This window comes from Streptomyces sp. 35G-GA-8, assembly GCF_023534745.1.
Taxonomy (GTDB): Bacteria; Actinomycetota; Actinomycetes; order Streptomycetales; family Streptomycetaceae; genus Streptomyces.
The window spans coordinates 416,000-440,084 of record NZ_JAMHJQ010000005.1 but is presented as its reverse complement, the minus strand read 5'-3'; the positions used below and the strand labels follow the sequence as shown (position 1 = coordinate 440,084).

The 24,085-nt window shown below is 70.6% G+C and carries 19 protein-coding genes; 7 read left to right on the top strand and 12 right to left on the bottom strand.

Translation table 11 applies throughout. The features are described from left to right. Nucleotides 1–112: 112 nt before the first annotated feature. Both M1203_RS13495 and M1203_RS13490 read right to left on the bottom strand, forming a co-directional pair. The gene (locus M1203_RS13495) at nucleotides 113–2,089 is read right to left on the bottom strand and encodes an N-acetylmuramoyl-L-alanine amidase (protein WP_374402868.1); all 1,977 of its coding nucleotides are present in this window, start codon (nucleotides 2,087–2,089) and stop codon (nucleotides 113–115) included. Between the two features lie 365 nt (nucleotides 2,090–2,454). After that, entirely contained in the window at nucleotides 2,455–3,585 is a 1,131-nt protein-coding gene (locus M1203_RS13490; protein WP_249949873.1) for an aminoglycoside phosphotransferase family protein, read from the bottom strand. Nucleotides 3,586–3,816: 231 nt separating this feature from the next. On the opposite strand from M1203_RS13490, the gene M1203_RS13485 reads away from it, so the two are divergent. Next, nucleotides 3,817–5,310 carry a hypothetical protein gene (locus M1203_RS13485; protein WP_249949872.1) on the top strand — a complete coding sequence of 498 codons (1,494 nt, stop codon included), beginning with the start codon at nucleotides 3,817–3,819 and terminating at the stop codon, nucleotides 5,308–5,310. Nucleotides 5,311–5,404: 94 nt separating this feature from the next. Here M1203_RS13485 and M1203_RS13480 read toward each other — a convergent pair whose 3' ends face one another. The 4 genes from M1203_RS13480 to M1203_RS13465 form a co-directional block, all read right to left on the bottom strand. Further along, a complete protein-coding gene (locus M1203_RS13480) occupies nucleotides 5,405–6,808 on the bottom strand; it encodes a PP2C family protein-serine/threonine phosphatase (RefSeq protein WP_249949871.1) in 1,404 nt (467 codons plus the stop codon). A 182-nt stretch (nucleotides 6,809–6,990) separates the two neighbouring features. Beyond that, entirely contained in the window at nucleotides 6,991–7,584 is a 594-nt protein-coding gene (locus M1203_RS13475) for a TetR/AcrR family transcriptional regulator (RefSeq protein ID WP_249949870.1), read from the bottom strand. Further along, nucleotides 7,581–7,943 (bottom strand): DUF1304 domain-containing protein, encoded by a 363-nt coding sequence (locus tag M1203_RS13470; protein ID WP_249950040.1) that lies wholly within the window; start codon nucleotides 7,941–7,943, stop codon nucleotides 7,581–7,583. Before M1203_RS13470 ends, M1203_RS13475 begins: the two co-directional genes overlap by 4 nt. Before the next feature lie 279 nt (nucleotides 7,944–8,222). After that, nucleotides 8,223–9,059, bottom strand: coding sequence for an endonuclease I family protein (locus tag M1203_RS13465; RefSeq protein ID WP_249949869.1), 837 nt, complete (start codon nucleotides 9,057–9,059; stop codon nucleotides 8,223–8,225). Between the two features lie 397 nt (nucleotides 9,060–9,456). Here M1203_RS13465 and M1203_RS13460 point away from each other — a divergent pair, with 397 nt between their 5' ends. Genes M1203_RS13460 through M1203_RS13450 form a run of 3 tightly spaced genes read left to right on the top strand, consistent with a single transcriptional unit; the run spans nucleotide 9,457 to nucleotide 14,353 of the window. Then, the gene (locus tag M1203_RS13460; RefSeq protein ID WP_249949868.1) at nucleotides 9,457–10,713 is read left to right on the top strand and encodes a family 16 glycosylhydrolase; all 1,257 of its coding nucleotides are present in this window, start codon (nucleotides 9,457–9,459) and stop codon (nucleotides 10,711–10,713) included. Beyond that, a complete protein-coding gene (locus M1203_RS13455; RefSeq protein ID WP_249949867.1) occupies nucleotides 10,710–12,104 on the top strand; it encodes a ricin-type beta-trefoil lectin domain protein in 1,395 nt (464 codons plus the stop codon). Before M1203_RS13460 ends, M1203_RS13455 begins: the two co-directional genes overlap by 4 nt. A 17-nt stretch (nucleotides 12,105–12,121) precedes the next feature. Then, nucleotides 12,122–14,353, top strand: a complete 2,232-nt coding sequence (locus M1203_RS13450) for an RICIN domain-containing protein (RefSeq protein ID WP_249949866.1) — start codon at nucleotides 12,122–12,124, stop codon at nucleotides 14,351–14,353. A 129-nt stretch (nucleotides 14,354–14,482) separates the two neighbouring features. On the opposite strand, the gene M1203_RS13445 is transcribed toward M1203_RS13450, so the two are convergent. Together M1203_RS13445 and M1203_RS13440 are read right to left on the bottom strand one after the other, a co-directional pair. Then, nucleotides 14,483–14,965: a hypothetical protein gene (locus M1203_RS13445; RefSeq protein ID WP_249949865.1), complete on the bottom strand. Its 483-nt coding sequence runs from the start codon at nucleotides 14,963–14,965 to the stop codon at nucleotides 14,483–14,485. 279 nt (nucleotides 14,966–15,244) lie between these two features. Beyond that, nucleotides 15,245–16,969 carry a PHP domain-containing protein gene (locus M1203_RS13440; RefSeq protein ID WP_249949864.1) on the bottom strand — a complete coding sequence of 575 codons (1,725 nt, stop codon included), beginning with the start codon at nucleotides 16,967–16,969 and terminating at the stop codon, nucleotides 15,245–15,247. Between the two features lie 419 nt (nucleotides 16,970–17,388). On the opposite strand from M1203_RS13440, the gene M1203_RS13435 reads away from it, so the two are divergent. Together M1203_RS13435 and M1203_RS13430 are read left to right on the top strand one after the other, a co-directional pair. Then, nucleotides 17,389–18,192 carry a polysaccharide deacetylase family protein gene (locus tag M1203_RS13435; RefSeq protein ID WP_374402863.1) on the top strand — a complete coding sequence of 268 codons (804 nt, stop codon included), beginning with the start codon at nucleotides 17,389–17,391 and terminating at the stop codon, nucleotides 18,190–18,192. A 57-nt stretch (nucleotides 18,193–18,249) separates the two neighbouring features. Further along, nucleotides 18,250–18,690: a MerR family transcriptional regulator gene (locus M1203_RS13430; RefSeq protein WP_249949863.1), complete on the top strand. Its 441-nt coding sequence runs from the start codon at nucleotides 18,250–18,252 to the stop codon at nucleotides 18,688–18,690. Nucleotides 18,691–18,740: 50 nt separating this feature from the next. Here M1203_RS13430 and M1203_RS13425 read toward each other — a convergent pair whose 3' ends face one another. Further along, nucleotides 18,741–19,691 carry a hypothetical protein gene (locus M1203_RS13425; RefSeq protein ID WP_249949862.1) on the bottom strand — a complete coding sequence of 317 codons (951 nt, stop codon included), beginning with the start codon at nucleotides 19,689–19,691 and terminating at the stop codon, nucleotides 18,741–18,743. A gap of 230 nt (nucleotides 19,692–19,921) precedes the next feature. Here M1203_RS13425 and M1203_RS13420 point away from each other — a divergent pair, with 230 nt between their 5' ends. Continuing rightward, nucleotides 19,922–20,218: a UBP-type zinc finger domain-containing protein gene (locus M1203_RS13420; RefSeq protein WP_249949861.1), complete on the top strand. Its 297-nt coding sequence runs from the start codon at nucleotides 19,922–19,924 to the stop codon at nucleotides 20,216–20,218. 62 nt (nucleotides 20,219–20,280) lie between these two features. On the opposite strand, the gene M1203_RS13415 is transcribed toward M1203_RS13420, so the two are convergent. The 3 genes from M1203_RS13415 to M1203_RS13405 all read right to left on the bottom strand — a co-directional run bounded on the left by M1203_RS13415 (nucleotide 20,281) and on the right by M1203_RS13405 (nucleotide 24,069). Continuing rightward, a complete protein-coding gene (locus tag M1203_RS13415; RefSeq protein WP_249949860.1) occupies nucleotides 20,281–21,033 on the bottom strand; it encodes a VOC family protein in 753 nt (250 codons plus the stop codon). Between the two features lie 168 nt (nucleotides 21,034–21,201). Then, complete coding sequence (locus M1203_RS13410; RefSeq protein ID WP_249949859.1) at nucleotides 21,202–22,899, bottom strand: serine/threonine-protein kinase; 1,698 nt, start codon at nucleotides 22,897–22,899, stop codon at nucleotides 21,202–21,204. Nucleotides 22,900–22,932: 33 nt separating this feature from the next. Further along, the gene (locus M1203_RS13405; protein WP_249949858.1) at nucleotides 22,933–24,069 is read right to left on the bottom strand and encodes an ABC transporter permease; all 1,137 of its coding nucleotides are present in this window, start codon (nucleotides 24,067–24,069) and stop codon (nucleotides 22,933–22,935) included. Nucleotides 24,070–24,085: the final 16 nt, after the last annotated feature.

The window sequence follows — 24,085 nt, the reverse complement described above, 5'->3', positions numbered from 1 at the left end:
GACTCCGAGTGCACCGACTCCGCGCTGTCGTCCCGCCTGCCAGGACAGACATGCGCCGGGCGTCACCGGCTCCCCCGCGGCCGGCGACGCCCGGCATCCCCCCGCCGGTTGGTCAGCGCGCCGGACGCACCTCCACATCCGCCGCCTTCACATAGGCGACCCGGTGCCCGAACTGGATCTCGTAGTACGTGTCCTTGCCCCGCACCACCCGGTGTCCCGCGGTGTCGAAGGTTGGCGCGAAGTAGTACTCACTCGGCGCCTCGGCGCCCATCACATAGCGCTGCCCGGCGAGCAGCTTGTAGGGGAACGCCGACACCGTCTGGACCGGAACACCCTCCGGGTAGGCATCCGCCTCCGGATAGGCCCGTCCGTACACCGGGATCTCCGTGAGCCCGGCCCTCGGCGTCAGCACCGGCGCCTTGGCGCCCACGGCGGTCGGGCTCTTGCGCGGGTTGTGGAACCACGCCTTCTGTCCGAGGTACCAGATCGCCGTCCAGTCGCGCTCGCGACCGGCGACCGCGTACTGCTGGCCGGTCGAGGCACGGGCACCCAGGTCATTGACGTCGATCGTGGAGTCCTGGCCACCGGGCCGGAGCCCGATGTCCTTCACGAGCGGCGCGGTCGCGGCCGGCGCCGTGTGCAGCCGTACGGCGCCCGAGCCGTGCGGGGCGCAGGCCTGGCCCGCCTTCTCGCAGCCGGTGTACGCCGGCTGGTGGGACGCGTAGTCAGGACGGATCGTGACCACGGACGCGGATGACCCGGCGGTCGCCTTGAACGGCTTGCCGAGCAGCTGGAAGTAGTGCGCCCAGTCCCAGTAGGGGCCCGGGTCGGTGTGCATCCCGGGGATCAGCGCGGTGGTCGTGCCGGGCACGTTGTCGTGGCCCAGGATGTGCTGACGGTCCAGCGGGATGTCGTACTTCCTCGCCAGATAGCCGACCAGCCGCGCGGAGGAGCGGTACATCGCCTCCGTGTACCAGGCGTCCGGCGCGGCGAGGAAACCCTCGTGCTCCAGACCCACCGACTTGGAGTTGATGTACCAGTTGCCGGCGTGCCAGCCGACATCCTTGGTCGCCACGTGCTGGGCGATATGCCCGTCGGACGAGCGCAGCGTGTAGTTCCACGACACATACTTCGGGTCCTGGATCAGCTTGATCGTGGTGTCCCAGGAGCCCTCTGTGTCATGGATGATGATGTAGTCGACCGACTGGGACTTCGGCCGGTCGGCCTTGTCGTGGTTGCCGTAGTCGCCCTCGCCGAACTCCCCGTACGGCGCCGCGATCCACTCACAGGCGACGGTGCTCGGACACTCGGCCTTCCCCGGGTCGGCCGCGCGCAGACCGAGCCGCGCCGCACGCGAGGTGTCGGGGGAGATCCGGGGCGCCGCGGGCAGCGCCACCCGCTGGCCGCTGTCCGTCGTACGGCGCTCGCCGTTCCTGATCACGTCGTACACATCATTGGCGTAGATCGTGGCGGTCGCCGAGTCGTCCGCCCCGGAGAACCGGGCCACCGCTGCGTACCAGTCGGCCGGATCGCTGCTCAGCGGCGCTCCCAGCTCCCGCTGCGCGGCGGCCAGCAGCGCCGCGCCACCCCGGACATTGGCGGCGGGGTTCCGCCGCAGCTCCTCGGCGGGCAGCCCGGTCAGCTCGGCGGCGCGCTCCAGGGTGCGCAGCCGGGCGGGCAGTTCGGAGGTCGTGGGCAGCGCCGTCCCGGTGACGGTCCGCACCGCGCGCGAGGAGTCCCCGCGCGGGTCCTCCGTGCCCTCCGAGTGGTGCGGCGCGTCGGCGATCGCGGTCCTGGCGTCGGTCAGATGCATCGGGCCGTAGCCGCCGGTGACGCTGGGGGCGCCGCTGTGCGTGTCCCAGCGGGACTGGAGATACGAGACACCGAGCAGCACGCTCCGCGGCACCTGGTACCGCGCGGCAGCGGCGGCGAACTCACTTTGCAGCGCGCCGGATCCCGGCTGTTCCGCGGTGGCGGACGGAGCGGCGGAGACCAGGGGCAGCAGCAGTGCGGCGGACGCCACGACACCCCCCGCTCGCAGTGCGCGACCACGCGGGAATCTCGGTCGTGGGGGGAAGGAACCTTGCAATGCAGCCTCCAGTGACGGGTGGTGCGTGAAGGGGCCTGCCGGGCCGACGAGGACTACAGGGGTATCGGCTCCCGGACGATCCGTCAATCATCGGGCACGGAACGGATTTCGCACGTCAGCGTACGTATGACGGAGTTTCGCGGCGGTGGTGTCCGGGCCTGCGGCGCGTCAGTGGAATGGACCAATGATCAGACATCCGCCGCATGGAGCAGCGGGGGCGCCGGGAGCGGCAGGAGCCGCCGCGAGGATCCGGGCGCGGCGAAGCGCGGCCGGGCACGGCCGTCACACAGACGCGCCGCGCCGCCCCGTGAGTCCCACGGGGCGCGCGGCGCCGGTTCGTTCTCGCTCGGTACGGTACGGCCGGATCAGCGGGTCCCGACCGCCGCGCGTACGGCCCGCCGGGCCATCGCGCAGTCGTCGTGCAGCCGCCGCAGCAGCAGCCGCTGTTCCTCGGCCGGCGTCAGACCGTTCTGCTGCCCGGACGGCGACGGGTGGGGGGAGGGACCGGTGCCGGGCGCCGGCGTCTCACGCAGCGCGCGCTGCACCGCCGTCTCGTACATCCGGATCTCCCGGGTCAGTACGAGCATCAGATTGACCAGGAACGCGTCCCGCGCCACCGGTCCACTGGCCTGGGCGAGCTGACTGATCTTGCGGCGGGCCAGCGGGGCGTCCCCGAGCACCGCCCACAGCGTCGCCAGATCGTAGCCCGGCAGATACCAGCCCGCGTGCTCCCAGTCGACGAGCACCGGACCCGCAGGCGACAGCAGGACGTTGGAGAGCAGGGCGTCACCGTGACAGAACTCCATGCCCTGCCGGGCGCCGGCCAGACCGTGCAGCAGCTTCTGCAGATCGCCCAGGTCCCGGTCGGTGAACAGCCCCAGTTCGTGGTAGCGGGCGATCCGCGACGCGTAGTCGAGCGGCTTGTCGAACAGACCGGCCGGGGGCCGCCAGGTGTTCAGCCTGGCGATCGCGCCGAGCGCGGCCCGCAGATCGGCGCGCGGCGGCGCCTCCACCGGATGGCGCGTCAGCGCGGCGGCCCGCCCCGGCATCCGCTCGATCACCAGCGCGCAGTTCTCCGGGTCCGCGGCGATCAGCCGGGGAACCCGTACCGGCGGCCGGTGCCGGACGAAGGAGCGATAAGCAGCTATTTCGTGCCTGAACCGTTCGGTCCAGACGGGCGAGTGGTCCAGCAGACACTTGGCGACCGCGTTGGCCCGCCCGGTGGTTCCGACGAGCAGAACGGAGCGCCCGCTGCGCCGCAGCACCTGCACCGGGTTGAACTCCGGGCAGACCCGGTGCACCGCCGTGATCGCCATACGCAGCTGCGCGCCCTGGGGGCCGGACACGTCGATTCTCCCGCTGAGCGGTTGGGTGACCGTCCCCGCCCTGAGCCGCGGCCGCCCCGCGTGTGTGGGGTCCAGATACGGTCCGCTGCCGGGAGTGACCGTACGCTGCGACCGGGGCGGGGCGGACACGGAGGACGATGCTGTGTACATGGGCGATACAGATCCCTTCGTGTGCCGACGAATTACTCGCGCCTCCCGCCCGGCAGCCGTGGAGCACCCTGGGGAGTACGTCCGGCTGCCGGGCCGGGATGGCGCGTTCCTACCTCACACCGTCGACCCCCTGGCATACGAGCTGGCGAAGCCTGGCGAACCGTGGCGAATAGTCGCCACGCGTCTGACAGGCGGTTACTGTCAACTCAGCCGAGAACCTGGGGGCTTGACGTGAGCGGTGAACCCAACACCCGTCTGTCGGATCTGTTCGGCCTGGCCGGCTGGTCCAAGGGCGAACTCGCGAGGCTGGTCAACCGGCAGGCGGCGGCCATGGGCCACCCCCAACTGGCCACCGACACCTCGCGGGTCAGGCGTTGGATCGACATGGGGGAGACCCCGCGCGATCCCGTGCCGAGAGTGCTGGTAGCGCTGTTCACCGAGCGGCTCGGTCGTGTCGTGACCATCGAGGACCTCGGGTTCGTACGGAGCGGGCGCGCGGGGAAACGACGGGACGCCGGGAACGCGGACAACCCCGACGCCCTCCCCTGGGCGCCCGACCGGACGGCCGCGGTCCTCACCGAATTCACGGGAATGGACCTCATGCTCAACCGTCGCGGCTTGGTGGGCGCGGGTGCCGCGCTCACCGCAGGCTCAGCACTCACCAGCGCCATGCATGACTGGCTGCACTCCGACCCCGCACTCTCGTCCGACGCTCCCCGGATCGACGATCCCCTGAACGCGGAACCCGCCGGGTTCGACCGTTACGAGGCCGCCCCCATCGGGTCACAGGAGATCGAGGCCCTGGAGCGCTCCGTCGAGGTGTTCCGCGCCTGGGACGCCGCACGTGGCGGCGGGCTTCAGCGCAAGGCAGTGGTGGGCCAGCTCAACGAGGTGGGCGGCATGCTCGCCTACCGTCACCCCGACCATCTCCAGCGGCGCCTGTGGGGCGTCGCCGCCAACCTCTCCGTACTCGCCGGCTGGATGTCCCACGACATCGGTCTCGAACCCACGGCCCAGAAGTACTTCGTCATCGCCACCCACGCGGCCCGCGAGGGCGGCGACCGGCCCCGCGCGGGTGAGGCGCTGTCCCGGGCCGCTCGTCAGATGGTCCACCTCGGCAGGCCCGACGAGGCACTTGATCTGATGAAGCTCGCGGATTCGGGCTCGGGCGAGGAGGCCCTGCCCCGTACCCGCGCCATGCTGCGCACCATCGAGGCATGGGCGCACGCGTCCATGGGCCACGGCCAGGCCATGCGCCGCACTCTGGGCGAGGCGGAGGAACTCTTCGTCGCGGACGAACAGGACGTCCCGTCGCCCTGCTGGATGCAGATGTTCGACGAGGCCGATCTCCACGGCATGGAGGCACTGGCCTTCCGTACCCTCGCCGACCATGAGCCCGAGGCGGCGATCACCGCGCAGCAGCACGCCAAGCGGGCGCTGGAGCTGCGTGGCAACGGCCGGCAGCGCTCCAAGATCTTCGACTACATCTCGCTGGCGTCCGCCTGCTTCATCGCGGACGACCCCGAACAGGCGGACCGTTACGCGCGGCTGGCGCTGGTGTCGATGGGGGAGACCTCCTCGCACCGCACCTGGGACCGGCTGCGGGAGATGTACCGGCTCACCGGCCAGTACGCGGGGTACGAGAAGATCGACGATCTGCGCGAGGAGCTGAAGATGGCGATGCCGAAGGGGCCGGCGAAGCGGACGGGGAAGACCGATGTCTAGAGCGCTCTTCCCGGAGGCCCGGTCCGGCAGCCGGCGATCGTGATCAGCCTGAGCCCGTGATCGGTCGGAGCTCCTGATCAGCCGGGGATCCTGATCAGCCGGGGATACGGATGACCATCAGACAGGCGGCGTCCGTGCGTTCGGCCCTGCCCGACTCCTCGACGATCAGCTGAGCACACTCCCGCGCCGAGCCGGTTCCGGCGATCCTGGGCGCCAGCTCGACGAGGCGGTCCCGGGGCAACTCGTCGGTGTGCAGCACCAGCAGATCCCCCGGCCGAAGCCGGATCTCGGCCTGCTCGTACGCGGCCCCCGAGGTCGCTCCCAGCAGGACGCCGTCCGGCGGCGTCAGCGCGTGCCCCGTCCCGTCGCGGAACAGCAGCGGGGCGGGGTGGCCCGCCTGCGCCCAGGAGAAGGTGCCGGTCTCCGGGGCGTAGCGGGAGCAGAGCGCGCTGCCGAGCGCGGGCTGTTCCGAGGTCTCCAGCAGCTGGTTCAGATGGCCGAGCAGGGCCCCGGGCGCGATGCCCGCCACCGCCATGCCGCGCAGCGCCCCCAGCAGCATCGCCATCGAGGAGGCGCCGGCCACCCCGCGGAGGGTCAGCTCGCCAATGGTCAACAGCGATTCCCCGCACGGAAGTTCAAGGGCGTCGAACCAGTGACCACCCGTCGCGGGATGCGCCGTGTCGGGCAGCCGGCGGGCGGCCAGGTCCAGTGCGCCGGGCCCGCGCCTCGGCAGATATGACGAGCCGTGCCACGCGGGGAGCACTGCCTCGTGCAACTCGGCCACCAGCCGGTGTTCGGTCCGCGCGAGATGGTCTTCGCGCCGGAGGGAGTCATGGGAGTCGCGTACGGTCTGCTCGCCGTGGCGCAGCGCGCTGATGTCGCGCAGCACCGCCCACATGGAGGCGGTACAGCCGTCGGTGTCGAGGATGGGCTCACCCATCATGTGCAGCACCCGGACCCGGCCGTCGGCCCTGATGATCCGGAACTCGCCGTCCATGGGCTTTCCGTCGATCAGACAGTCCGTCACCATCGCGGTGAGCAGCGCCTGGTCGTCGGGGTGTACCAGGGACGGTAGTTCGTCGAGGGTCAGCGGCCCGCTCTCCGGGTCGCGTCCGAGGATCCGGAACAGCTCGTCCGACCAACTGACCTCGTCGGTCAGGAGGTTCCACTCCCCGCTGCCCACCCGGCCGAGCCGGGGCCCGGAGCAGTCGTGGCCGGGAGAGGTGTCGCGCGCGGGGCAGTCGGGCGCCCCGTCCGCCTCCGGCCTTCCCGCCTTGAGCTGATCCAAGTGCGAGCCCAGATGGTCCAGTTGACGTACCGCCAGATCGCAGAGCGCGCGCTGCCAGCGCCAGAGCGTGTTGCCGTCGTCGACCTCGGTGCCCCGGCGTACGGCGTCCACGTCGCCGCGCAGCCGGCGGGTCCGGGTGATGAGCGCGTCCATCGCTCCGGGCTCGGCGGGCCCGGGGACGGGGCGGTCCGCGAACAGAGGGGACGGCATCTCGTACTCCGATACGGGGTGGCACGGCCTGTCGGTGGGGGGACCGCTACGACTGTCGCACAGGCACCCCGGGCGCGTAAGGCGTTTGGCAACACTCGGGGCGATGGTGCCTTTGGCATATGCCGCAGGCGGGGCGTCTCGCATTCATGCACCGCGTGGGGACCGGTCTCGCGCCGTATGTCTCAGGTGACGGGCATCCGGTGGAGCGCCACCAGCAGCCGCCAGATCCGGGCCGCGATGCCCTCGGGCGTGTCCTCGATCAGCCCGTGCAGCCAGTCGGCCAGTACCCCGGCGAAGGCGGCGGCCACCGCCGAGGCGATCAGCTCGGGGGCGGGCGCCCCGGCGAGGGTCCGCTCGACACGGCTGCGCTCGCGCAGTTCCCGGTGGAGCAGTTCGCCGAGCGGGCCGCTCCCTCCCGGGCGCAACAGCGTCCGGTAGAGCGCGGTATGCGGGGCGAGACCGGTGAAGAACGAGGTCAGCGCGGGCGGCGGGACCCGTGGATCGGGGGCCCCGCGCCAGGCGTGCAGGGCGTCCACCGCGTCCCGCACCACTTCCGCGCAGGCATCGACCGCCAGCGTCCGCAGGTCCGGGTAGTGCAGATAGAACGTGGCCCTGCCCATCCCGGCGCGACGCACCAGAGCGGCGACCCCGACCTCCTCCAACGGGCGCTCCGCGCAGGCGTCGAGCAGCGCCCGCCGGAGCCTGGCCCGGGTCCTGGCCGTACGGGGATCGCCGGCCGGCCCGCTCGCGGGCGCCCCCGCCGGTGCGCCGCTCATCCCGCCGCCAGTACGGCGGCCAGGGCGAGTGCGCCGGGCAGTGCCTGGACGAACAGGATGCGCCTGTTCGCCGTGGCCCCGCCGTACAGACCGGCCACGACCACGCAGATCAGGAAGAAGACCTGGACGCGGTACCCCGTCGGGTCGGCGGCGATCAGCCCCCATATCAGCCCGGCGGCCAGGAAGCCGTTGTAGAGCCCCTGGTTGGCGGCGAGGGGCGCGGTCGCGCGGGCCATGTCGGCGTCGAATCCGGAGAGTTGACGGCCCGGCTTCCGCTCCCACAGGAACATCTCCAGCACCATCGCATAGACATGGAACGCGGCCACAAGGCCGACCAGGACGTTCGCGGCGGTCTGCATGATCGGGATCTCCCGTGGATCGGCGCTGCTGGACAGGTGTCCATGAAGCATAGACATCTGTCCAGGAAGTACCGCGGGCGGGGTGGCCCGTCAGGCCCGGGGGCCGGGCCTGACGGTGCGGCAGATGGCGGGCAAGCCGAAGCCCCCGGGCGAAGCGTGTCCCGGGGGCTCGGCCAGCATTCCCCGCTGGGGGCGCTTGGAGTTAACGCGGCACAGTCTGGCACCGCGGGCGATCAGGCGCGGGCAGGCCGCGCCGTGATCACCGGACGGTCCGCACGATCACCAGATGGCCTCCACCCATTCCGGGTGGTCGATGAACGGGTTGCGGTTGTGCTGGATCTGGTCGTAGATGACCTGGTTGCGGCGCTTCTCGAAGGCGTCCGGCGGGTCCTCGTCGTTCCACTGCTTGAGTACGGACAGCTTGCCCATCGCGGGGCTGGATCCGTTGTTGACCCGCTCATTGGGTTCGAGGTTGGGCCACGAGTCGTTGCCCTCGTACCGTACGGCCATGTACAGGATCATCCGGGCGACATCGCCCTTCACCGCGTCGCGCGGCTCGAAGGAGTCGGAGTCCGTGTAGTTGCCGGGCGCGCCGGAGACCGCGCTGCCGCCGTTGTCGAAGTCCTTATTCCCGCGTATGGAGTTGACCTGGACGTCCTCCGGGCGCAGATGGTGGACATCGGTGCCGGGACCGGTCGCCTCGCCGAAGTCGCCGTGGGACTTGGCCCAGACGTGCTCGCGGTTCCACTGGCCCGTGTTGCCGCCGTTGTTCGACTTGGAGATGGACTTGCCGGTGTACAGCTCGATCACGTTCGACGAGTTCGCGGGGTCCTGGTCCGTGGCCTTGAGCGCCGTCCAGACCTGGTCGTAGGAGATCTTCGTCTGGTTCCTGATGATCGAGTGCAGCGACGACTTGAGCGCGGTGCCGGTCTTGCCGATGGCGCTCTGGTAGTACGTGTCGTCGAGCGCGGCGGTGGCCGTGACGGTGACCGTGCCGGCCGGCGCGGCCTCCGGGGCGGCGACGGCGGGTGCGGCGGCCGCGGTGGTGGCGAGCACCGCGGTGGCGGCGCAGAGAGCCAACAGCGTGCGTCGGGTGGGGCGTTGACGACGGGACATGGGGGAGCTGTCCTCTCCGGCGGGACCATCGCGACGCACGGCCACAGGGTGGGGGCCGTGCGGCGCATGGTCGTGAAGTAACGGTTCAGCGGGAGCCTTCCACATGGCTTGTGTCCTCGCGTGAACGCCCGGTGTCGGTCATGTGCAGGTCAAGTTTCCTTACCGTTCGGTGTCGTGCCGCCCGGTTGTGGGGGGTCTGCGTTCATATGGATGCGAGACGGCCATGAATCTGGTCAGCTTTGGTCCATACCAGCTTCTTGACGACCCCTCGTACCCTCCCTTAAATCAAGTATTGAAATAAGCGTCCGAGGCGGCTCTCCCCGAAGCTTCCCGGTGCCTGCGATGTCATGCGCATGACCCCCCACTCGAAGTGATGTGATGACCTGTGCGAATCCCCATGGGACGCCGAATGGCGCTGTACGCGCTCGCCCTTCTCTGCTGTTCCAGCCTGGCGGCGGCGGTCCCCGCCGCCGCGGCGCCCGCCCCCGAGCAGCCGACCGCCGCGGTCGGGGCGGCGGCGGTCACGTTCTCCGACGACTTCAACGGCGCCGCCGGCTCGGCCGTCGACGGCGGGAAGTGGCAGATCGAGACCGGCGACAACGTCAACAACCATGAACGGCAGTACTACACGGCGGGCAACAACAACGCCGCCCTCGACGGCCAGGGCAATCTGGTCATCACCGCGCGCAAGGACAACCCCGGCAACTACCAGTGCTGGTACGGCCGGTGCGAGTACACCTCGGCGCGGCTCAACACCTCGGGCAAGTTCACCTCGACCTACGGTCGGGTCGAGGCACGCATGAAGGTCCCGCGCGGCCAGGGCATGTGGCCCGCGTTCTGGATGCTCGGCAACGACATCGGCAGCGTCGGCTGGCCCAACAGCGGTGAGATCGACATCATGGAGAACGTCGGTTTCGAGCCCAGCACGGTGCACGGCACCCTGCACGGCCCCGGCTACTCCGGCTCGGGCGGCATCGGCGCCGGCTACACCCTGCCCAACGGCCAGGCGTTCGCCGACGCCTTCCACACCTTCGCCATCGACTGGTCGCCCAACCGCATCAGCTGGAGCGTCGACGGCAACGTCTACCAGACGCGCACCCCGGCCGATCTCGGCGGCCGTAGCTGGGTGTTCAACAAGCCGTTCTTCATCATCCTGAACCTCGCGGTCGGCGGCTACTGGCCCGGTGACCCCAACAGCAGCACCCCGTTCCCGTCGCAGCTCGTCGTCGACTACGTGCGCGTCAGCACGAACGACGGCGGGTCCGGCACCGGCGGCACGATCACCGGACTCGGCGGCAAGTGCGTGGACGTGGCGGGCGCCAACCCCGCCAACGGCACGCCCGTACAGCTCTACGACTGCAACGGCTCGGCCGCCCAGCAGTGGACCGTCGCGGCCGACGGCTCGCTCCGCGCGCTCGGCAAGTGCCTGGACGTGAAGGACAACAGCGTCGCGGACGGGGCGCAGCTCCAGCTGTGGGACTGCTCCGGCGGCGCCAATCAGCGCTGGGCCGTCCCGGACGCCAGAGACATCGTGAACATCCAGGCCAACAAGTGCGTGGACGCGACCGGCAACAGCTCCGCCAACGGCACCCGGCTGCAGATCTGGACCTGCACGGGCGCCGCGAACCAGAAGTGGACGGTGAACCGCGGATGACGACGGCACGCACCCTCCGCACGTCCCTCCGATCCCTCGTTCCGCTGGCCGCGCTGCCCCTCGCGCTCGGCGCGTCGCTCATCACCGCGCCCACCCCCGCCACCGCGGCGGTCGCCGCCGTCGGCACGATCACGGGCGTGGGCGGCAAGTGCGTGGACGTGGCGGCGGGCAGCTCCGCCAACGGCACGGCCGTACAGCTCTACGACTGCAACGGCTCGGCCGCCCAGCAGTGGGACGTGGCCTCCGACGGCTCGATCCGGGCCCTCGGCAAGTGCCTGGACGTGAAGGACAACAGCACCACGAACGGCGCGCAGCTCCAGCTGTGGGACTGCACCGGCGGCGCCAACCAGAAGTGGACCGTCTCCGCGGCCCGCGACATCGTGAACACCCAGGCCGACAAGTGCGTGGACGCGACCGGCAACAGCTCCGCCAACGGCACCCGGCTGCAGATCTGGACCTGCACCGGAGCGGCCAACCAGAAGTGGACCGCGCACTCGGGCGGCGGAGGCCCCGCCCCCGGCGGACCCATGGCGGTCGCGCCGTACATCTACAACGGCTGGGGCAGCCCGCCGAACCCGACCACCGTCATGAACGCGACGGGCGTGAAGTGGTTCACCCTGGCGTTCGTGCTCAGCAACGGCTACTGCAACCCCCAGTGGGACGGCGGACGGCCGCTGACCGGTGGAGTGGACCAGCAGACCATCAACACCGTGCGGGGCGCGGGCGGCGATGTCATCCCGTCCTTCGGCGGCTGGAGCGGCAACAAGCTGGAGAGCTCCTGTTCCAGCGCCGGTGAGCTGGCGGCGGCCTACCAGAAGGTCATCAACGCGTACGGCCTCAAGGCGATCGACATCGACATCGAGGCCGCGGCCTACGACAGCCCCACCGTCCAGCAGCGCACCGTGGACGCCCTCAAGACCATCAAGGCCAACAACCCCGGTATCAAGGTCTATGTCACCTTCGGCACCGGTCAGAACGGTCCCGACACCAGTCTGATCAACCGCGCGGCCGCCGCCGGACTCACCGTCGACAGCTGGACGATCATGCCGTTCAACTTCGGCGGCGCCGGCCAGAACATGGGCACGCTCACCACCCGCGCCGCCGAGGGCCTCAAGAACGCGGTCAAGAACGCGTACGGGTACAGCGACGACCAGACGTACCGCAGCATCGGCATCTCGTCGATGAACGGCATCACCGACAACAACGAGACCGTGACCGTCGCGGACTTCCGCACCATCCTCGCCTACGCGCAGCAGCACCATCTGGCCCGGCTGACCTTCTGGTCGGTCAACCGCGACCGGCCCTGCACCGGCGGCGGAGCCGACACCTGCTCCGGCGTGAGCCAGCAGGCGTGGGACTTCACCCGCGTCTTCGCCCAGTACGCCGGCTGACCGGGCGAGGAGCCTCCATGAACCGACACCCGTACGGCGGCGGGCACCCCCGCCGCCGTGCTCTCCCGCTCACCCTGCTGCTGACCGTGGTGGCCCTGTGCGCCTCCCTGATCGGTCTGCCGCAGCAGGAGGCCGCCGCGGGAACCACCGCGGCGGCGGCCCTGCCCACCGGCTGGACCACCATCAGCAACAAGGGCAACGGCAAGTGCGTGGACGCCCGCGCCGCGGCGACCGGCAACGGCACCGCGGTGCAGCAGTACGCCTGCAACGGCAGCCTCGCGCAGAACTGGTCCCTCACGGAGACCGGCGCCGGCTACGTCAGGGCCGGCAACCGCAATGCCGACAGCCAGGTCTGGGACGTCACCGACGTCTCGGCAGCCGACGCCGCCACGATCCAGCTCTGGACCTACGGCGGAGGCGCCAACCAGCAGTGGCTGCCGGTGGCGGAGGCCGACGGCGCCTACCACTTCGTCAACCGCAACAGCGGCAAGTGCCTCGACGTACCGAGCGCCTCGACCGCCGACAGCGTCCAGCTCCAGCAGTACACCTGCAATGGCTCGGCGGCCCAGTCCTTCCGGGTCCAGGCGGCCGATCCGCCGGCCCCGCCCGGCACCCCGGACCTCGGTCCGAACGTCGTCGTCTTCGATCCGTCGATGTCGGCCTCCTCGATCCAGAACCGGGTGAACGCGACCTTCCAGCAGCAGGAGACCAATCAGTTCGGCGCCCAGCGCGCGGCCTTCCTGTTCAAGCCGGGCACCTACGACGCCGATGTGAACGTCGGCTTCTACACGCAGGTGGCCGGCCTGGGGCTGTCTCCCGACGACGTCAACATCCGTGGCGCCGTCCATGTCGAGGCCGACTGGTTCCCGCCGCAGAACGCCACCCACAACTTCTGGCGCAGCGCCGAGAACCTTTCCGTCACCCCCACCACCGGCACCGACCGCTGGGCCGTCTCACAGGCCGCCCCGTATCGCCGGATGCATGTCCGCGGCAATCTCGCCCTGGACGACGGCGGCTGGGCCAGCGGCGGATTCATGGCGGACTCGAAGATCGACGGCCAGGTCAGGTCGGGTTCACAGCAGCAGTGGCTGTCCCGCAACACCGAATGGGGCAGCTGGACGGGGTCGAACTGGAACATGGTGTTCGTCGGCGCCCAGAACGCGCCCGCGAACAGCTTCCCCAACCCGCCCTACACCACGGTCGACCAGACCCCGCAAGTGCGGGAGAAGCCCTTCCTGTACGTCGACGCGGCAGGCGCCTACAAGGTGTTCGTGCCCGCGCTGCGCGCCAACTCGAAGGGAACGACCTGGTCGGGCGGTGCTCCGGCGGGTACGTCGCTCCCGCTGGACCAGTTCTACATCGCCAAGCCCGGAGCGACGGCCGCGGACATGAACGCCGCACTGGCGGCGGGCAAGAACCTGCTCGTCACCCCCGGCGTCTACCACCTCAACCAGACGCTGAGGATCACCCGCCCCGACACCGTCGTCCTCGGGCTCGGCCTCGCCACCCTCATCCCGGACAACGGCATCACCGCGGTGTCGGTCGCGGATGTGGACGGCGTCAAGGTGGCGGGTCTGCTCATCGACGCGGGCACGGTCAACTCCCAGCGGCTGATGGAGGTGGGCGCCGACGGCTCGAACGCGAACCACGCCGCCAACCCCACCTCGCTGCACGACGTGTTCTTCCGCATCGGCGGCGCGGGTGTCGGCAAGGCGACCACCAGTCTGGTCGTCAACAGCCGGAATGTGATCGGCGACCATATGTGGATCTGGCGCGCGGATCACGGCAGCGGGGTCGGGTGGAACACCAACACGGCGGACACCGGTCTGGTCGTGAACGGCGCCGATGTCACGATGTACGGCCTGTTCGTCGAGCACTACCAGAAGCATCAGACGATCTGGAACGGCAACGGCGGCAAGACGTACTTCTACCAGAACGAGATGCCGTACGACCCGCCCAACCAGGCGGCCTGGATGAACGGCGCGACACAGGGATACGCCGCCTACAAGGTGGCCGACTCGGTGACCAGCCATCAGGCGTACGGGCTCGGCAGTTACTGCTTCTTCAACGTCAACAACAGCGTGACCGCCGAGCACGCGTTCGAAGTGCCCAACAACGCCAATGTGCGCTTCCGCAACATGGTGACGGTGTCGCTGGGCGGTACGGGCACCATCCGGCATGTCATCAACGACAGGGGAGGCCCGTCGAACTCGGCCACCAATGTGGCCAATCTCGTCAGCTATCCCTAGGCTTCGCCGTACCTGGGACCACCCCGGGCCCCCGCACGACAGGGGGGTGCCCGGGGTGGTTCCGTTCCTCTCGTCGGTAGCTCCCCCCGGGGCGGGGAGTTACCGGCAGGGGGCCCGGCAGCGGGCGTTCTACGAGGCCGGTTCGACCTCCAGGAAGCGTCGTTGCCGTGGCCCCCGGTAGAGCAGGGCCTCCCACCCCAGACGCGTCAGCACGGCGGCGCACTCGGTCAGGGCCCGCTCCTCGTCCTGGGCGGCCCCGGCGCCGTGCGGGCCCAGCCATTCCACCCGTACGGCGGCGGGCGGCTCAGCCGCGACCACGCGATATCCCGTCGCGACCCGCTGCCCCGAGCTGTCGACCACGGACGCCGGCACACCGGCGGCCTCCAGGGCCAGCGCGACGGCGCGCACCGGCCGCCGCCGCTCCCACCGCGCGGGCACCGCCGCCGGATCACCGGACCCGGTGTTCGTGAGCCGTCTGATCTGGAGCAGTCCTTCGAACGCGACCCGGACCTCGGCCGCCCGTGCCCGGGGCGTCGTGGCGCGCACCGGGCCGTCGCCCGTGGCCGCCTCGAAGCCGTCGGACCGCTCCGTCCCCTCTTCCTCGCTCGCCATCCCCGCCGCCGTCCCCTTCCGCCATGCGCCCGAACCCGTCAAGCCTGGACCGCTCAGGCCTGGACCGACAGAAGACCCCGACCGGACGGGGGATGCCGGTCGGGGTCGTCAGAGGGAGAGCGTGGATGGCGGTCGCCTCGCGGCGATAGGCTCCATGGGGCTTCAGCCGAACGATCTTCCCCATGGGCGATTCTTATGTGGGGCCCGGGGACTCAGTTCCATCCACACCCTCGATGGGTGCAACGGCGGGACCCCGCCGATTGTTCCCGGTGCGGATGATCAGGCGGGAAGCACCCAGATCGGGTTGGAGTAGAACCACAGGTCCTTCCACGGGTCGGCGTCACCCAGCACGTCCATCGCCGGGCCCACCGGGTCGACGGACGCGCCGTTCAGCCCGACGGCGGTGCGGTTGCCGTCCGTGCCGCGCAGCCGGACGTAGAGCGGTCCGGAGACCCGGCCGAGCTTGTACGTCAGCTGGACGGTGCCCTTCGACTTGTTGACCTCGAAGGACTTCGCGACCTTGGCGGTCGGCGCGGTGAAGGTGTCCTTGTCGTGGACAGGGCCGGTGACCTGGCCCTGGATGACATCGACCCGGGCCAGCGTCGGCACGAACTGCGCCCAGTTCGCGCCGTTGGCCAGCGCGATCTCGATGGACAGCTCGACGTCCGTACCACGCTTGACGTGCAGCGCGCCGCCGAGCGTGGCCCAGCGGCCCCCGCCCTTGAGCCGGGCGTCCAGACCGCTGATCAGACCGCCGTGGTCGACCCAGATCCGGCCGGCCCGCATACCGTCCATGACCGCCGCGTAGGAGAACCGGTCCGCGCCGACGTGCGTACGGCTGTAGTGGCCCGGCCAGTAGTCGCCCTTCCCGAGGTCGAGGCCGTTTCCGTAGACGGGGTCGGAGTGCTTGCCGTTGGCGTTGAAGTTGTCGTCGGGCCCGATGACGGAGGGCTCGGCGTACACGCTGTGCGAGTCCGAGTTCGCGGTGATCCACCACGGCTTACCCTCGGCCAGCAGGCTGTCCCAGAGACCACCGACGGTGGAGGTCATCCAGTCGAAGCCGCCCCAGGTGCGGTAGCTCTCCGGCGGGTACGCGGCGAAGGAGTTGGCGTTGGGGCCGTTCTCGTAGTAGCCGCGGCCACCGCCGCTGCCGACCGGCTTCGGCAGGCCGGCCGCCTGGTGACCGGGGGCGCCCTCCATACCGATGGCGATGGGGTGGCCGGACGAGGTGGCGTCGCGCCAGGCGCGGATCTCGTGGGGCGAGTCGATGCCGTTGCGGGCCGGGTGGTTGGCGAGCATCACGGCGTCGTCGACCTTGCGCCGGCGCACCTGGTCGGCGAGGAACTGGAGCCCGGAGATGGCCAGGGCCTCATCGGTGGCGTTCGAGGTGCTGGGGTGCAGGCTGCCGTCGTAGTCGGTCTCGAACTTCTTCAGCACCTCCACCTCGTTGCGGCCCGGGTGGACGAAGACCGTGGCGTGCTCGGCGCCCGGGATGTTCCACTCAAGGCCCTGGAAGACGAGCTGGTCCTTGTAGGTCTCGCGGGCTTCCTTGATGTCCGGGTTGACCTTCTCCACACCGATCTTGGCGTGCGCGGCACTGCCGTGGTCGGTGATGACCATCCAGTCGAGGCCGTGCGCCGTGCCCTGGCGCACCTGGTCGACGACGCGGTACTTGCCGTCGCTGCTGTACTGGGTGTGGATGTGGTGGTCGCCCGCCAACCAGAGGAAGCCGTTGCTCTTGCCCCGGTCGGACCCGCTGCCGGAAGCGCTTGAGTGCGCGGCGGCGGCGGCAGCGGTGGCCCCGCCCAGCACGCTCGCTCCCGCCAGGCCCGCGCCGAGCAGACCCGCGCGGCGCAGCATCGAGCGGCGCGACAGCTGACTGGGCGACAGCTCACTGTCCGGGACATTGGCGTCGAGCGCCGGGGGCAGGGGGCCGGTGTCGGCCTCCGTGTGGTGCGTGTGGTCGTGTGCGTGGTCGTGCGGGTGGTGATGGCCGTGGCCCATTGTCGCTCCTCGCCGATGCCTGTGATGCCCAGCGGGTCAGATGTTCGATCGCTGGGATGAAGGCCGGGTGACGGGAGCCCGTACGTCTGATGTTGAACTCTGAACGGAATGCCGGGTTGGGGCACGTTGGCGCAGGTCGTGTGGGTGCGAGCACCTTCACGAAATATCCGGGGGTGAGAGAACACCCCACTATGCACTCCATGTATACGCGCTATGTATAGTGCGGTGATGTCATCCGGCCGTGCCCTGACCGGGTTACCGACCCCTGCGTCGGGCCCTCCGGGCCCGCGGCCGAACCCACGTCACCCGGCGCGCTTCTCCGCGCGCCGACGTCCATCCAGGCCCGGTGCGGGCTCAGTGCCGCGCGGCCGGGCCCCGCCTCTCGTGGGGCCGTTCCGTCATCAGTAGAGGGATTTGTCATGCGAAAAAACACTTCGGTACTCGGCCCCCGAGCGGCGGGTCCCCGAGCGATGGGTCCCCGAGCGGCGGGCGCCCTGGCGGCGGTCGCCTCGCTCGTCCTTGCGTTGAGCGGCTGCTCCGCGTACGACGCCAACTCGCCCGCCGACGCCAGAGGTGACGCCAAGAGCGGGGCGAAGGTTGCTTCCGGCACGGTCGACTGCGGGAAGGAGCGCTGTATAGCCCTCACTTTCGACGCGGGACCCTCCGAGCACACCCCCGGGCTGCTCGACATCCTCAAGAAAGAGAAGGTCCCCGCGACGTTCTTCCTGCTCGGCGAGAACCATGTCGTCAAACACCCCGACCTCGTGCGCCGTATCGCGGCCGAGGGCCATGAGGTGGCCAATCACACCTGGTCGCACAAGATCCTGTCGGACCAGGACCCCGACTCCGTACGCGAGGAACTCGCGCGTACACAGGACGCCATCGCGGAGATCACCGGCCACGAGCCCACGCTGATGCGTCCGCCGCAGGGCCGCACCGACGACGAGGTCGCGAAGGTGAGTCGCGAGCTCGGTCTCGCGCAGATCATGTGGAGCGCCACCGCCAAGGACTACTCGACGACGGACTCCGAGCTCATCGAGAAGCGCATCCTCGACCAGGCGGACCGCGACGGCATCATCCTGCTGCACGACATCTACGACGGCACCGTGCCCGCCGTCCCCGGGATCATCGAGGAGCTGAAGAAGCGCGGGTACACGTTCGTCACGGTCCCCCAGTTGCTGGCGCCGGGACGCGCCGAGCCGGGGAAGGTCTACAAGCCCTGACCTCGCGGGCGCGCGGCTCGGACCCCCAAGGAATGCGGTAAAAGGTATAAAACTGTCATGATCGGATATGTGGACGCCGAATACGTGGACTCCAGACACCGCATGCGCATCAGTGAAGTGGCCGCGCGTACCGAACTGTCCCTGCGCACCATCCGGCACTACGAGGAGGCCGGGCTCGTCACCCCCTCCGCCCGCTCACAGGGTGGTCTCCACCTCTATACCGACTCCGATGTGGCCCGGCTGATGGTCATCCGCAGGATGGAACCGCTGGGCTTCTCGCTGGACGAGGTGCGTGCCCTGCTCGCCGTCGTCGAACGGCTCGACGCCGAGGAGCCGCCCGCCCCTGACGAGCGGGACGAACTCCTGGCGCGGGTGGGCGCGTTCGAGCGGGCCACCGCGGAGCGGATCGCGAATCTCCGCATCTGGCTGGCGCGGGCGGAGGAGTTCGCCGCCACGCTGCGCGTATGGACGGCGCCCGCCGGGCCGCGCGACGGCTGAGGGACGTGCTGAGGGACGTGCCGACGCGCGGTGCGGGGCGGCCGAGCGGTTCAGGACGGGAACTCGCTCTCGGGGACCTCGCTGGTGGTGGCGTTGCCGCCGATCGTCTTGGCCAGCGAGAAGGTCAGCACGGTGTACTGCGTACCCCCGCTGACCTCCACCGTCCTGAAGTCCGCCGTGTCGTCGAACTTCTCGAAGGCGCAGTCCCGCGTGAAGGACTTCTTCGCGGAGCTCCAGTCCGAGCCCGAGGCGAAGTACACGGTGTACGAGCCGTCCCCGACGCGGCGCACCGTCGTACTGGTGCCCTTGCGTATGTACACCGTGAAGGCGGTCTTCTTGCCACGGGTCAGGGAGACCACCGCGTCGGAGTCCGTGCCGTTCTTGACGGTCAGCCGCCCCAGCCCGCCCGAACGGGCGTCCTTGACGAGGGCGCCGTTGCCGAGCCGGCGGTGCTTCGGCTGCTCGGTGCGGGGCAGCTTCAGCCGTACGGGGTAGCCGAGGCCGGTGAGCGTGGTGCTCGCTTCCTTCACACGCCGGGGGCCGTCGGCCGAGCCCAGTTCGACGCGCGGTGAGACGGCACAGCGGCCTTCGCCGCCCCCCGCGTCCGCCAGGCTCCGGCTCAGATCGCGCAGCGAGGCGGCGAGAGCGGCGTTGCCGGTCGCGGCGTCATCGGGGGTATCGGCCGTCTCCAGCCCGCCCGCGGCGGTGGCGGCCGCGGTGGAGGCCGTACCGAGCGCCTGAGTCAGGGCGCGGCCCTCGCTCGCGCGGTCGACCGCGCGCAGCGCTTTGTCGAGCGGGCCGAGCGCGGTGTCCAGCGTGCCGCGGTACGCGGCGGGATCGACGGTCGGCGTAGGGCTCGGCGTGGGACCGCCGGCCGCCGACGGGGACCCCGGGCCGCCGCTGTCACCCCCCGAGGTGCACGCCGTCAGTGGTATGGCGAGAGCCAGGACCACACCCGCGGCCGTGGCCCGCCCCGAAATACGCGCGCGAATATCACTCACCCTGCTGCCCCGTTTCCCCCCGCTCGCCCCCCGGCGAGCACCGAATGCCCAGGCTTCTCCCGTGCCGGACTGCTGTCAAGACGCCGAGGGCGCGGCCCCGGTTCCCTTCCTGCTGGCGGTGGCGAGGGACCGGCCGTACGGTGAAAAAGGACGACGGACTCGTAGTGAGCTGTGCGAGTGACCTGTGCGGTCGGACGGGCGGCGGCGTGATGACGAACAGCGGAGAGGGCGTGAGCGGGTTCATCTGCAGTCATCTCGCGGATGTGGAGCCGGTGACTCCGGACAGTCCGGACAGCTGCACCGAGTGCGTGGCCATGGGCGACCCCTGGGTGCATCTGCGGGAGTGCCAGACCTGCGGCCACATCGGCTGCTGCGACTCCTCCAAGAACAAGCACGCCACCGCGCACCACAACACCTCCGGACACCCGCTCATCCGTTCGTACGAGCCGGGTGAGGGCTGGTGGTGGTGTTACGAGGACGAGGTCGTCTTCGAGGTCGAGGGCGTTCCGCCGATCCGGCCCGCCTGACCGGACGCCCCGATGCCGCCTGACCGGACGCACTCGGCGCCCGGCCCGCGCCCGTAGGGGCGTCAGCCCGACGTCACGGTGAACAGCGCGCCGTCCGGATCGCGCAGCGTCGCCTCGGCCGGGGCCCGCGACGTGTCCGGCGGCGAGAGCAGCGCGCCTCCGCCGTTGAGCGCCGCCCGCACCGAGCCGGACACCTCCGGCACCCGGAAGTACACATGCCAGCGCGGCCGGATCCGCGGGTCGGGCGTGGCCTGCACGGCGCCGCCGCGGATCTTGGCGACCACATGCTCGTCCTGCCGCAGCACCGCGTGATCGTGTTCGCGTACGAGGGTGAACCCGCCCTCGGTCTCCGGTGCCCAGCCGAGGACCTGGCTGTAGAACCGGGCCGCGTGGTCGGTGTCGCGGGTGCGCAACTCCAGCCAGGCCGGGGCGCTGCCGCGCCCCACGGTCCAGTCGGAGCGCACCGCGCCCTCCCAGATACCGAACGCCGCGCCGTCGGGGTCCGTGGCCAGCGCGGCCCGGCCCGAGTGGAAGGCCAGCGGACCCACCGCGACGGTCGCGCCGCGCTCCCTGATCCGGGCCGCGGCCTCGTCCACATCGGCCACCGCGAAGTACGGCGTCCAGGAGACGGCGACCTGGAGCGAGGCCGCCAGCGCGCCGATGCCCGCGACCGGCATCCCGTCGGAAAGGGCGACACAGAAGTCGTCCCCCAGCCCCGCCGGCCGGTACGTCCAGCCCAGCACATCGCTGTAGAAGGCCTGAGCGGCGGGCAGTTCACGGGAGAGCAGCGTCACCCAGCAAGGAGCTCCGGCCACCGTCTGTGAATCAATCTTGTCCCGCTCCACACCGCTCACTCCACCCTCGCCCCGACTCGTGTCACTCTCTGCTGTCACTACCTGCTGCCCCCGATCGGTGCCCCTACTCTGTCAGGCCCGGCGCCGCTTCCCCGCCGCGGGTGGAGAGCGCGACCGTACGCCACGGTGTCAGCCGCCTTCCCGGGGAACGGTGTCCAGTACCTTGCCGGATCTGCTCGCGGCCAGATAGGCGGCGCCGTAGTCGTCCATCACATAGACCAGCAGGACGGGCTGGTCGTCGGCGAAGACCCACGCGGGGTCCACGATCACATAGCGGTTTGTCGGTTTGTCGACGCCGAGGTCCTTCTCGGCGGTACGGAGCAGACCGGGCAGCGCGTCCCAGTCGAACGAGGTGAGGTCCACCGTCCGCTTGCCTGCGATGAGAGTGCCGCCCGCGCCCTGCCGGGTGGCCTCGCCGTCCCGGTACTGGAACGTGTCGTACAGCCGCTTGTCGTCCGGGACCGGGGCCTCGGCGGAGGCGTAATCGTCGTACACGACGAACCTGTTGACGTCCGTACCGCCCATCACGGGTTTCAGCCCGGCGATCACGTTCCTGATGGCCGACGGCGAGAGCAGGGAGTCCGGTGACCCCTCGGGAGACGTCGATGGGGAAGCCGACGGGGACACTGAGCCGGTCGGGGTCCGCAGTGGTGCGGAGGGCGCGGGGGCGCCGGTCACGGACCGGTCGCCGCCCGCGGAGTCCCCGTCGGTGCGGGAGTCGCCGGGCCACGGCACCAGCGTCCAGATCAGTACACCGGCGAGGCTCACCGCGACGACGGTGGCGGCGACCGACACCCCGCGGCCGAGGCGTCCCCTTCCGGCCGGCAGGGGTGCGGGCGGCACGTACGCGTACGGTGACGGCGGTACGGGCGGTGACGGCGGCGTGGGGGACCGGTCGACGAGCGTCACGGTGTCCACCGGTCCGACGGCGAGGCCGCCCCGCGGACCGTCCCGCTCCGGCCGTCCCGTCCCCTCGGGCCGCGGCGGCTCCTGCGGGACAGCGGCGAGCATACGGTCCAGTCCGGCCGCGTCCGGCCGGGCGCCCGTATCCCGGGTCAACAACGCCACCAGTACGGGGGCGAGCCGACCGGCCCGCACCGGCGGGGGAATCTCCTCGTCGAGCACCGCCGCCAGGGTGGCGAGCGTGGTGGCCCGCCGCAGCGGATGGCGGCCCTCGACCGCGACATACATCAGCATGCCCAGCGACCACAGATCGGAGGCGGGATCGCCCTCGTCACCGCGAATGCGCTCAGGGGCGATGTAGTCGGGGGAGCCGATGAGTTCACCGGTGGCCGTCAGCCCGCTGGACTCGCGCAGCGCCGCGATACCGAAGTCCGTGAGCACCGGTCGGCCGTCGGCGCGCAGCAGCACATTGGCGGGCTTCACATCCCGGTGGTGGATCCCGGCCGCGTGCGCCGCGCGCAGCGCCGCCAGCACGCCGCGTCCGATTCGCGCGGTCTCGCCGGGGGACAACGGCCCGTGCGCGAGCCGGTCCTGAAGCGACGCTCCCGGCACCAGCTCCATGACGATCCAGGGATGGGCCACCTCGGCGGCGTCCACGATGTGATGGATCGTGACCACGTTCGGATGGTCGATCCTGGCCAGCGCGCGGGCCTCCCGCAGCACCCGCTCGCGGAGCGTCCTGGCGGCCGCCGGATCGGCCGCGAGCATGGCCGGATCGGGGGGGCGTACCTCCTTGAGCGCCACCTCGCGGTGGAGCGCCAGGTCACGGGCGCGCCACACCATGCCCATGCCGCCACTGCCGAGCCGGTCGAGCAGCTCGAACCGTCCGTCGATGACCCGTCGTTCGGGACCCCCTGCGTTCATGGCGCTCAGGGTACGAGCCCCCCGAGGGCGCGTTCACACCGCGCTCGCACCCGATCCCGTTCCCGCACGTGCTCCCGTACCTGTACCCGAGCCAGGGTCCGCGCCGGCGTGCGCCGGATTGTGCTCCCGGCCGCCGGGGTGCCGACCGCGCCAGATCCAGAACACGGCGATGGACACGAGCGCCCAGCCCGCCAGCACGGCGAAGGGGAACACATGCTGGGCTCCGCCGAAATACACCGCCGTGTGGTTGGCGTTGATCGAGGCGCCCGGTGGCAGCCACCGTCCGATGTGCCCCAGCACGGAGGGCAGCAGCGGCCAGGAGACGGCCCCGCCGGAGGAGGGGTTGCCCAGCAGCACCAACAGCCCCCAGGTCGGCAGCATCGCCCATCGGCCCATGAGGGTGTTGAACATGGTGAAGACCATCCCGGACGTGAACATGGTGAGCGCCAGGATCAGCCAGGACTCCACGAACGGAAGACGGAGCGCGCCGAGCCACCAGTCCACCACCGAGGCGATCGCGAAGGCGCCGAGCAGTGCGTACGCGAGGGTGAAGGCGATCCGTTCCCCGGGGTTCAACCCGCTCGCCTGGACATTCAGCTGAATCGCCCCCACGAGCCCCACGACCACGGCGGCGAGCGAGACATAGAAGAGCGCGAGCCCGCGCGGATCCCCCTTCTGGAGCGGCTTGATGTCGCTGATCCGTACGGGGACCCCGGCAGCCTTGGCCACGGGCAGGGCGGTCTCCGTGAGCAGCTGCGCCACGGAGGCACCGGCCGCGCCGGCCACCGCGAAATCGACGCGGTCCGTACGGAACGTCAGAATCGCGAAGACCTCCTGTTCCTCGACTCCGCGCCGCGCCGCCGCGTCGCTCGGGAACCGACGGAGTTCGAGCGATCCGTTGAGGGCCTTCTCCATGCCGTCCACGAAGGCGGTGGCGGTTGCCGTGCCGGTGGGCCCCACCGCGGCGGCGGGGATCCGATGGGGCGTCGGGTTCGCCATGTTGTACGTGTAGGAACCCGCGAAGAGCCCGGCGGCCGCGGCGAGGATGAAGGTGAGGACGATCGCGGGGAGGAAGGGCGAGGCGGTGAAGGCGGACCAGCGCTCGCCCGGGGTCCGATGTCTGCCGTGCGCACCGCCGGAGCGTGGCCGACCTTCGTGATCCGCGTCCATGAAGGCACCGTAAACC

Excerpts from the sequence above, each read along its gene's own strand:
- M1203_RS13490 (WP_249949873.1), bottom strand. The coding sequence starts at position 3,585 with ATGTACACAGCATCGTCCTCCGTGTCCGCCCCGCCCCGGTCGCAGCGT.
- M1203_RS13480 (WP_249949871.1), bottom strand. The coding sequence starts at position 6,808 with ATGCCGTCCCCTCTGTTCGCGGACCGCCCCGTCCCCGGGCCCGCCGAG.
- M1203_RS13475 (WP_249949870.1), bottom strand. The coding sequence starts at position 7,584 with ATGAGCGGCGCACCGGCGGGGGCGCCCGCGAGCGGGCCGGCCGGCGAT.
- M1203_RS13470 (WP_249950040.1), bottom strand. The coding sequence starts at position 7,943 with ATGCAGACCGCCGCGAACGTCCTGGTCGGCCTTGTGGCCGCGTTCCAT.
- M1203_RS13465 (WP_249949869.1), bottom strand. The coding sequence starts at position 9,059 with ATGTCCCGTCGTCAACGCCCCACCCGACGCACGCTGTTGGCTCTCTGC.
- M1203_RS13460 (WP_249949868.1), top strand. The coding sequence starts at position 9,457 with ATGGGACGCCGAATGGCGCTGTACGCGCTCGCCCTTCTCTGCTGTTCC.
- M1203_RS13455 (WP_249949867.1), top strand. The coding sequence starts at position 10,710 with ATGACGACGGCACGCACCCTCCGCACGTCCCTCCGATCCCTCGTTCCG.
- M1203_RS13450 (WP_249949866.1), top strand. The coding sequence starts at position 12,122 with ATGAACCGACACCCGTACGGCGGCGGGCACCCCCGCCGCCGTGCTCTC.
- M1203_RS13445 (WP_249949865.1), bottom strand. The coding sequence starts at position 14,965 with ATGGCGAGCGAGGAAGAGGGGACGGAGCGGTCCGACGGCTTCGAGGCG.
- M1203_RS13440 (WP_249949864.1), bottom strand. The coding sequence starts at position 16,969 with ATGGGCCACGGCCATCACCACCCGCACGACCACGCACACGACCACACG.
- M1203_RS13435 (WP_374402863.1), top strand. The coding sequence starts at position 17,389 with ATGCGAAAAAACACTTCGGTACTCGGCCCCCGAGCGGCGGGTCCCCGA.
- M1203_RS13430 (WP_249949863.1), top strand. The coding sequence starts at position 18,250 with ATGATCGGATATGTGGACGCCGAATACGTGGACTCCAGACACCGCATG.
- M1203_RS13410 (WP_249949859.1), bottom strand. The coding sequence starts at position 22,899 with ATGAACGCAGGGGGTCCCGAACGACGGGTCATCGACGGACGGTTCGAG.
- M1203_RS13405 (WP_249949858.1), bottom strand. The coding sequence starts at position 24,069 with ATGGACGCGGATCACGAAGGTCGGCCACGCTCCGGCGGTGCGCACGGC.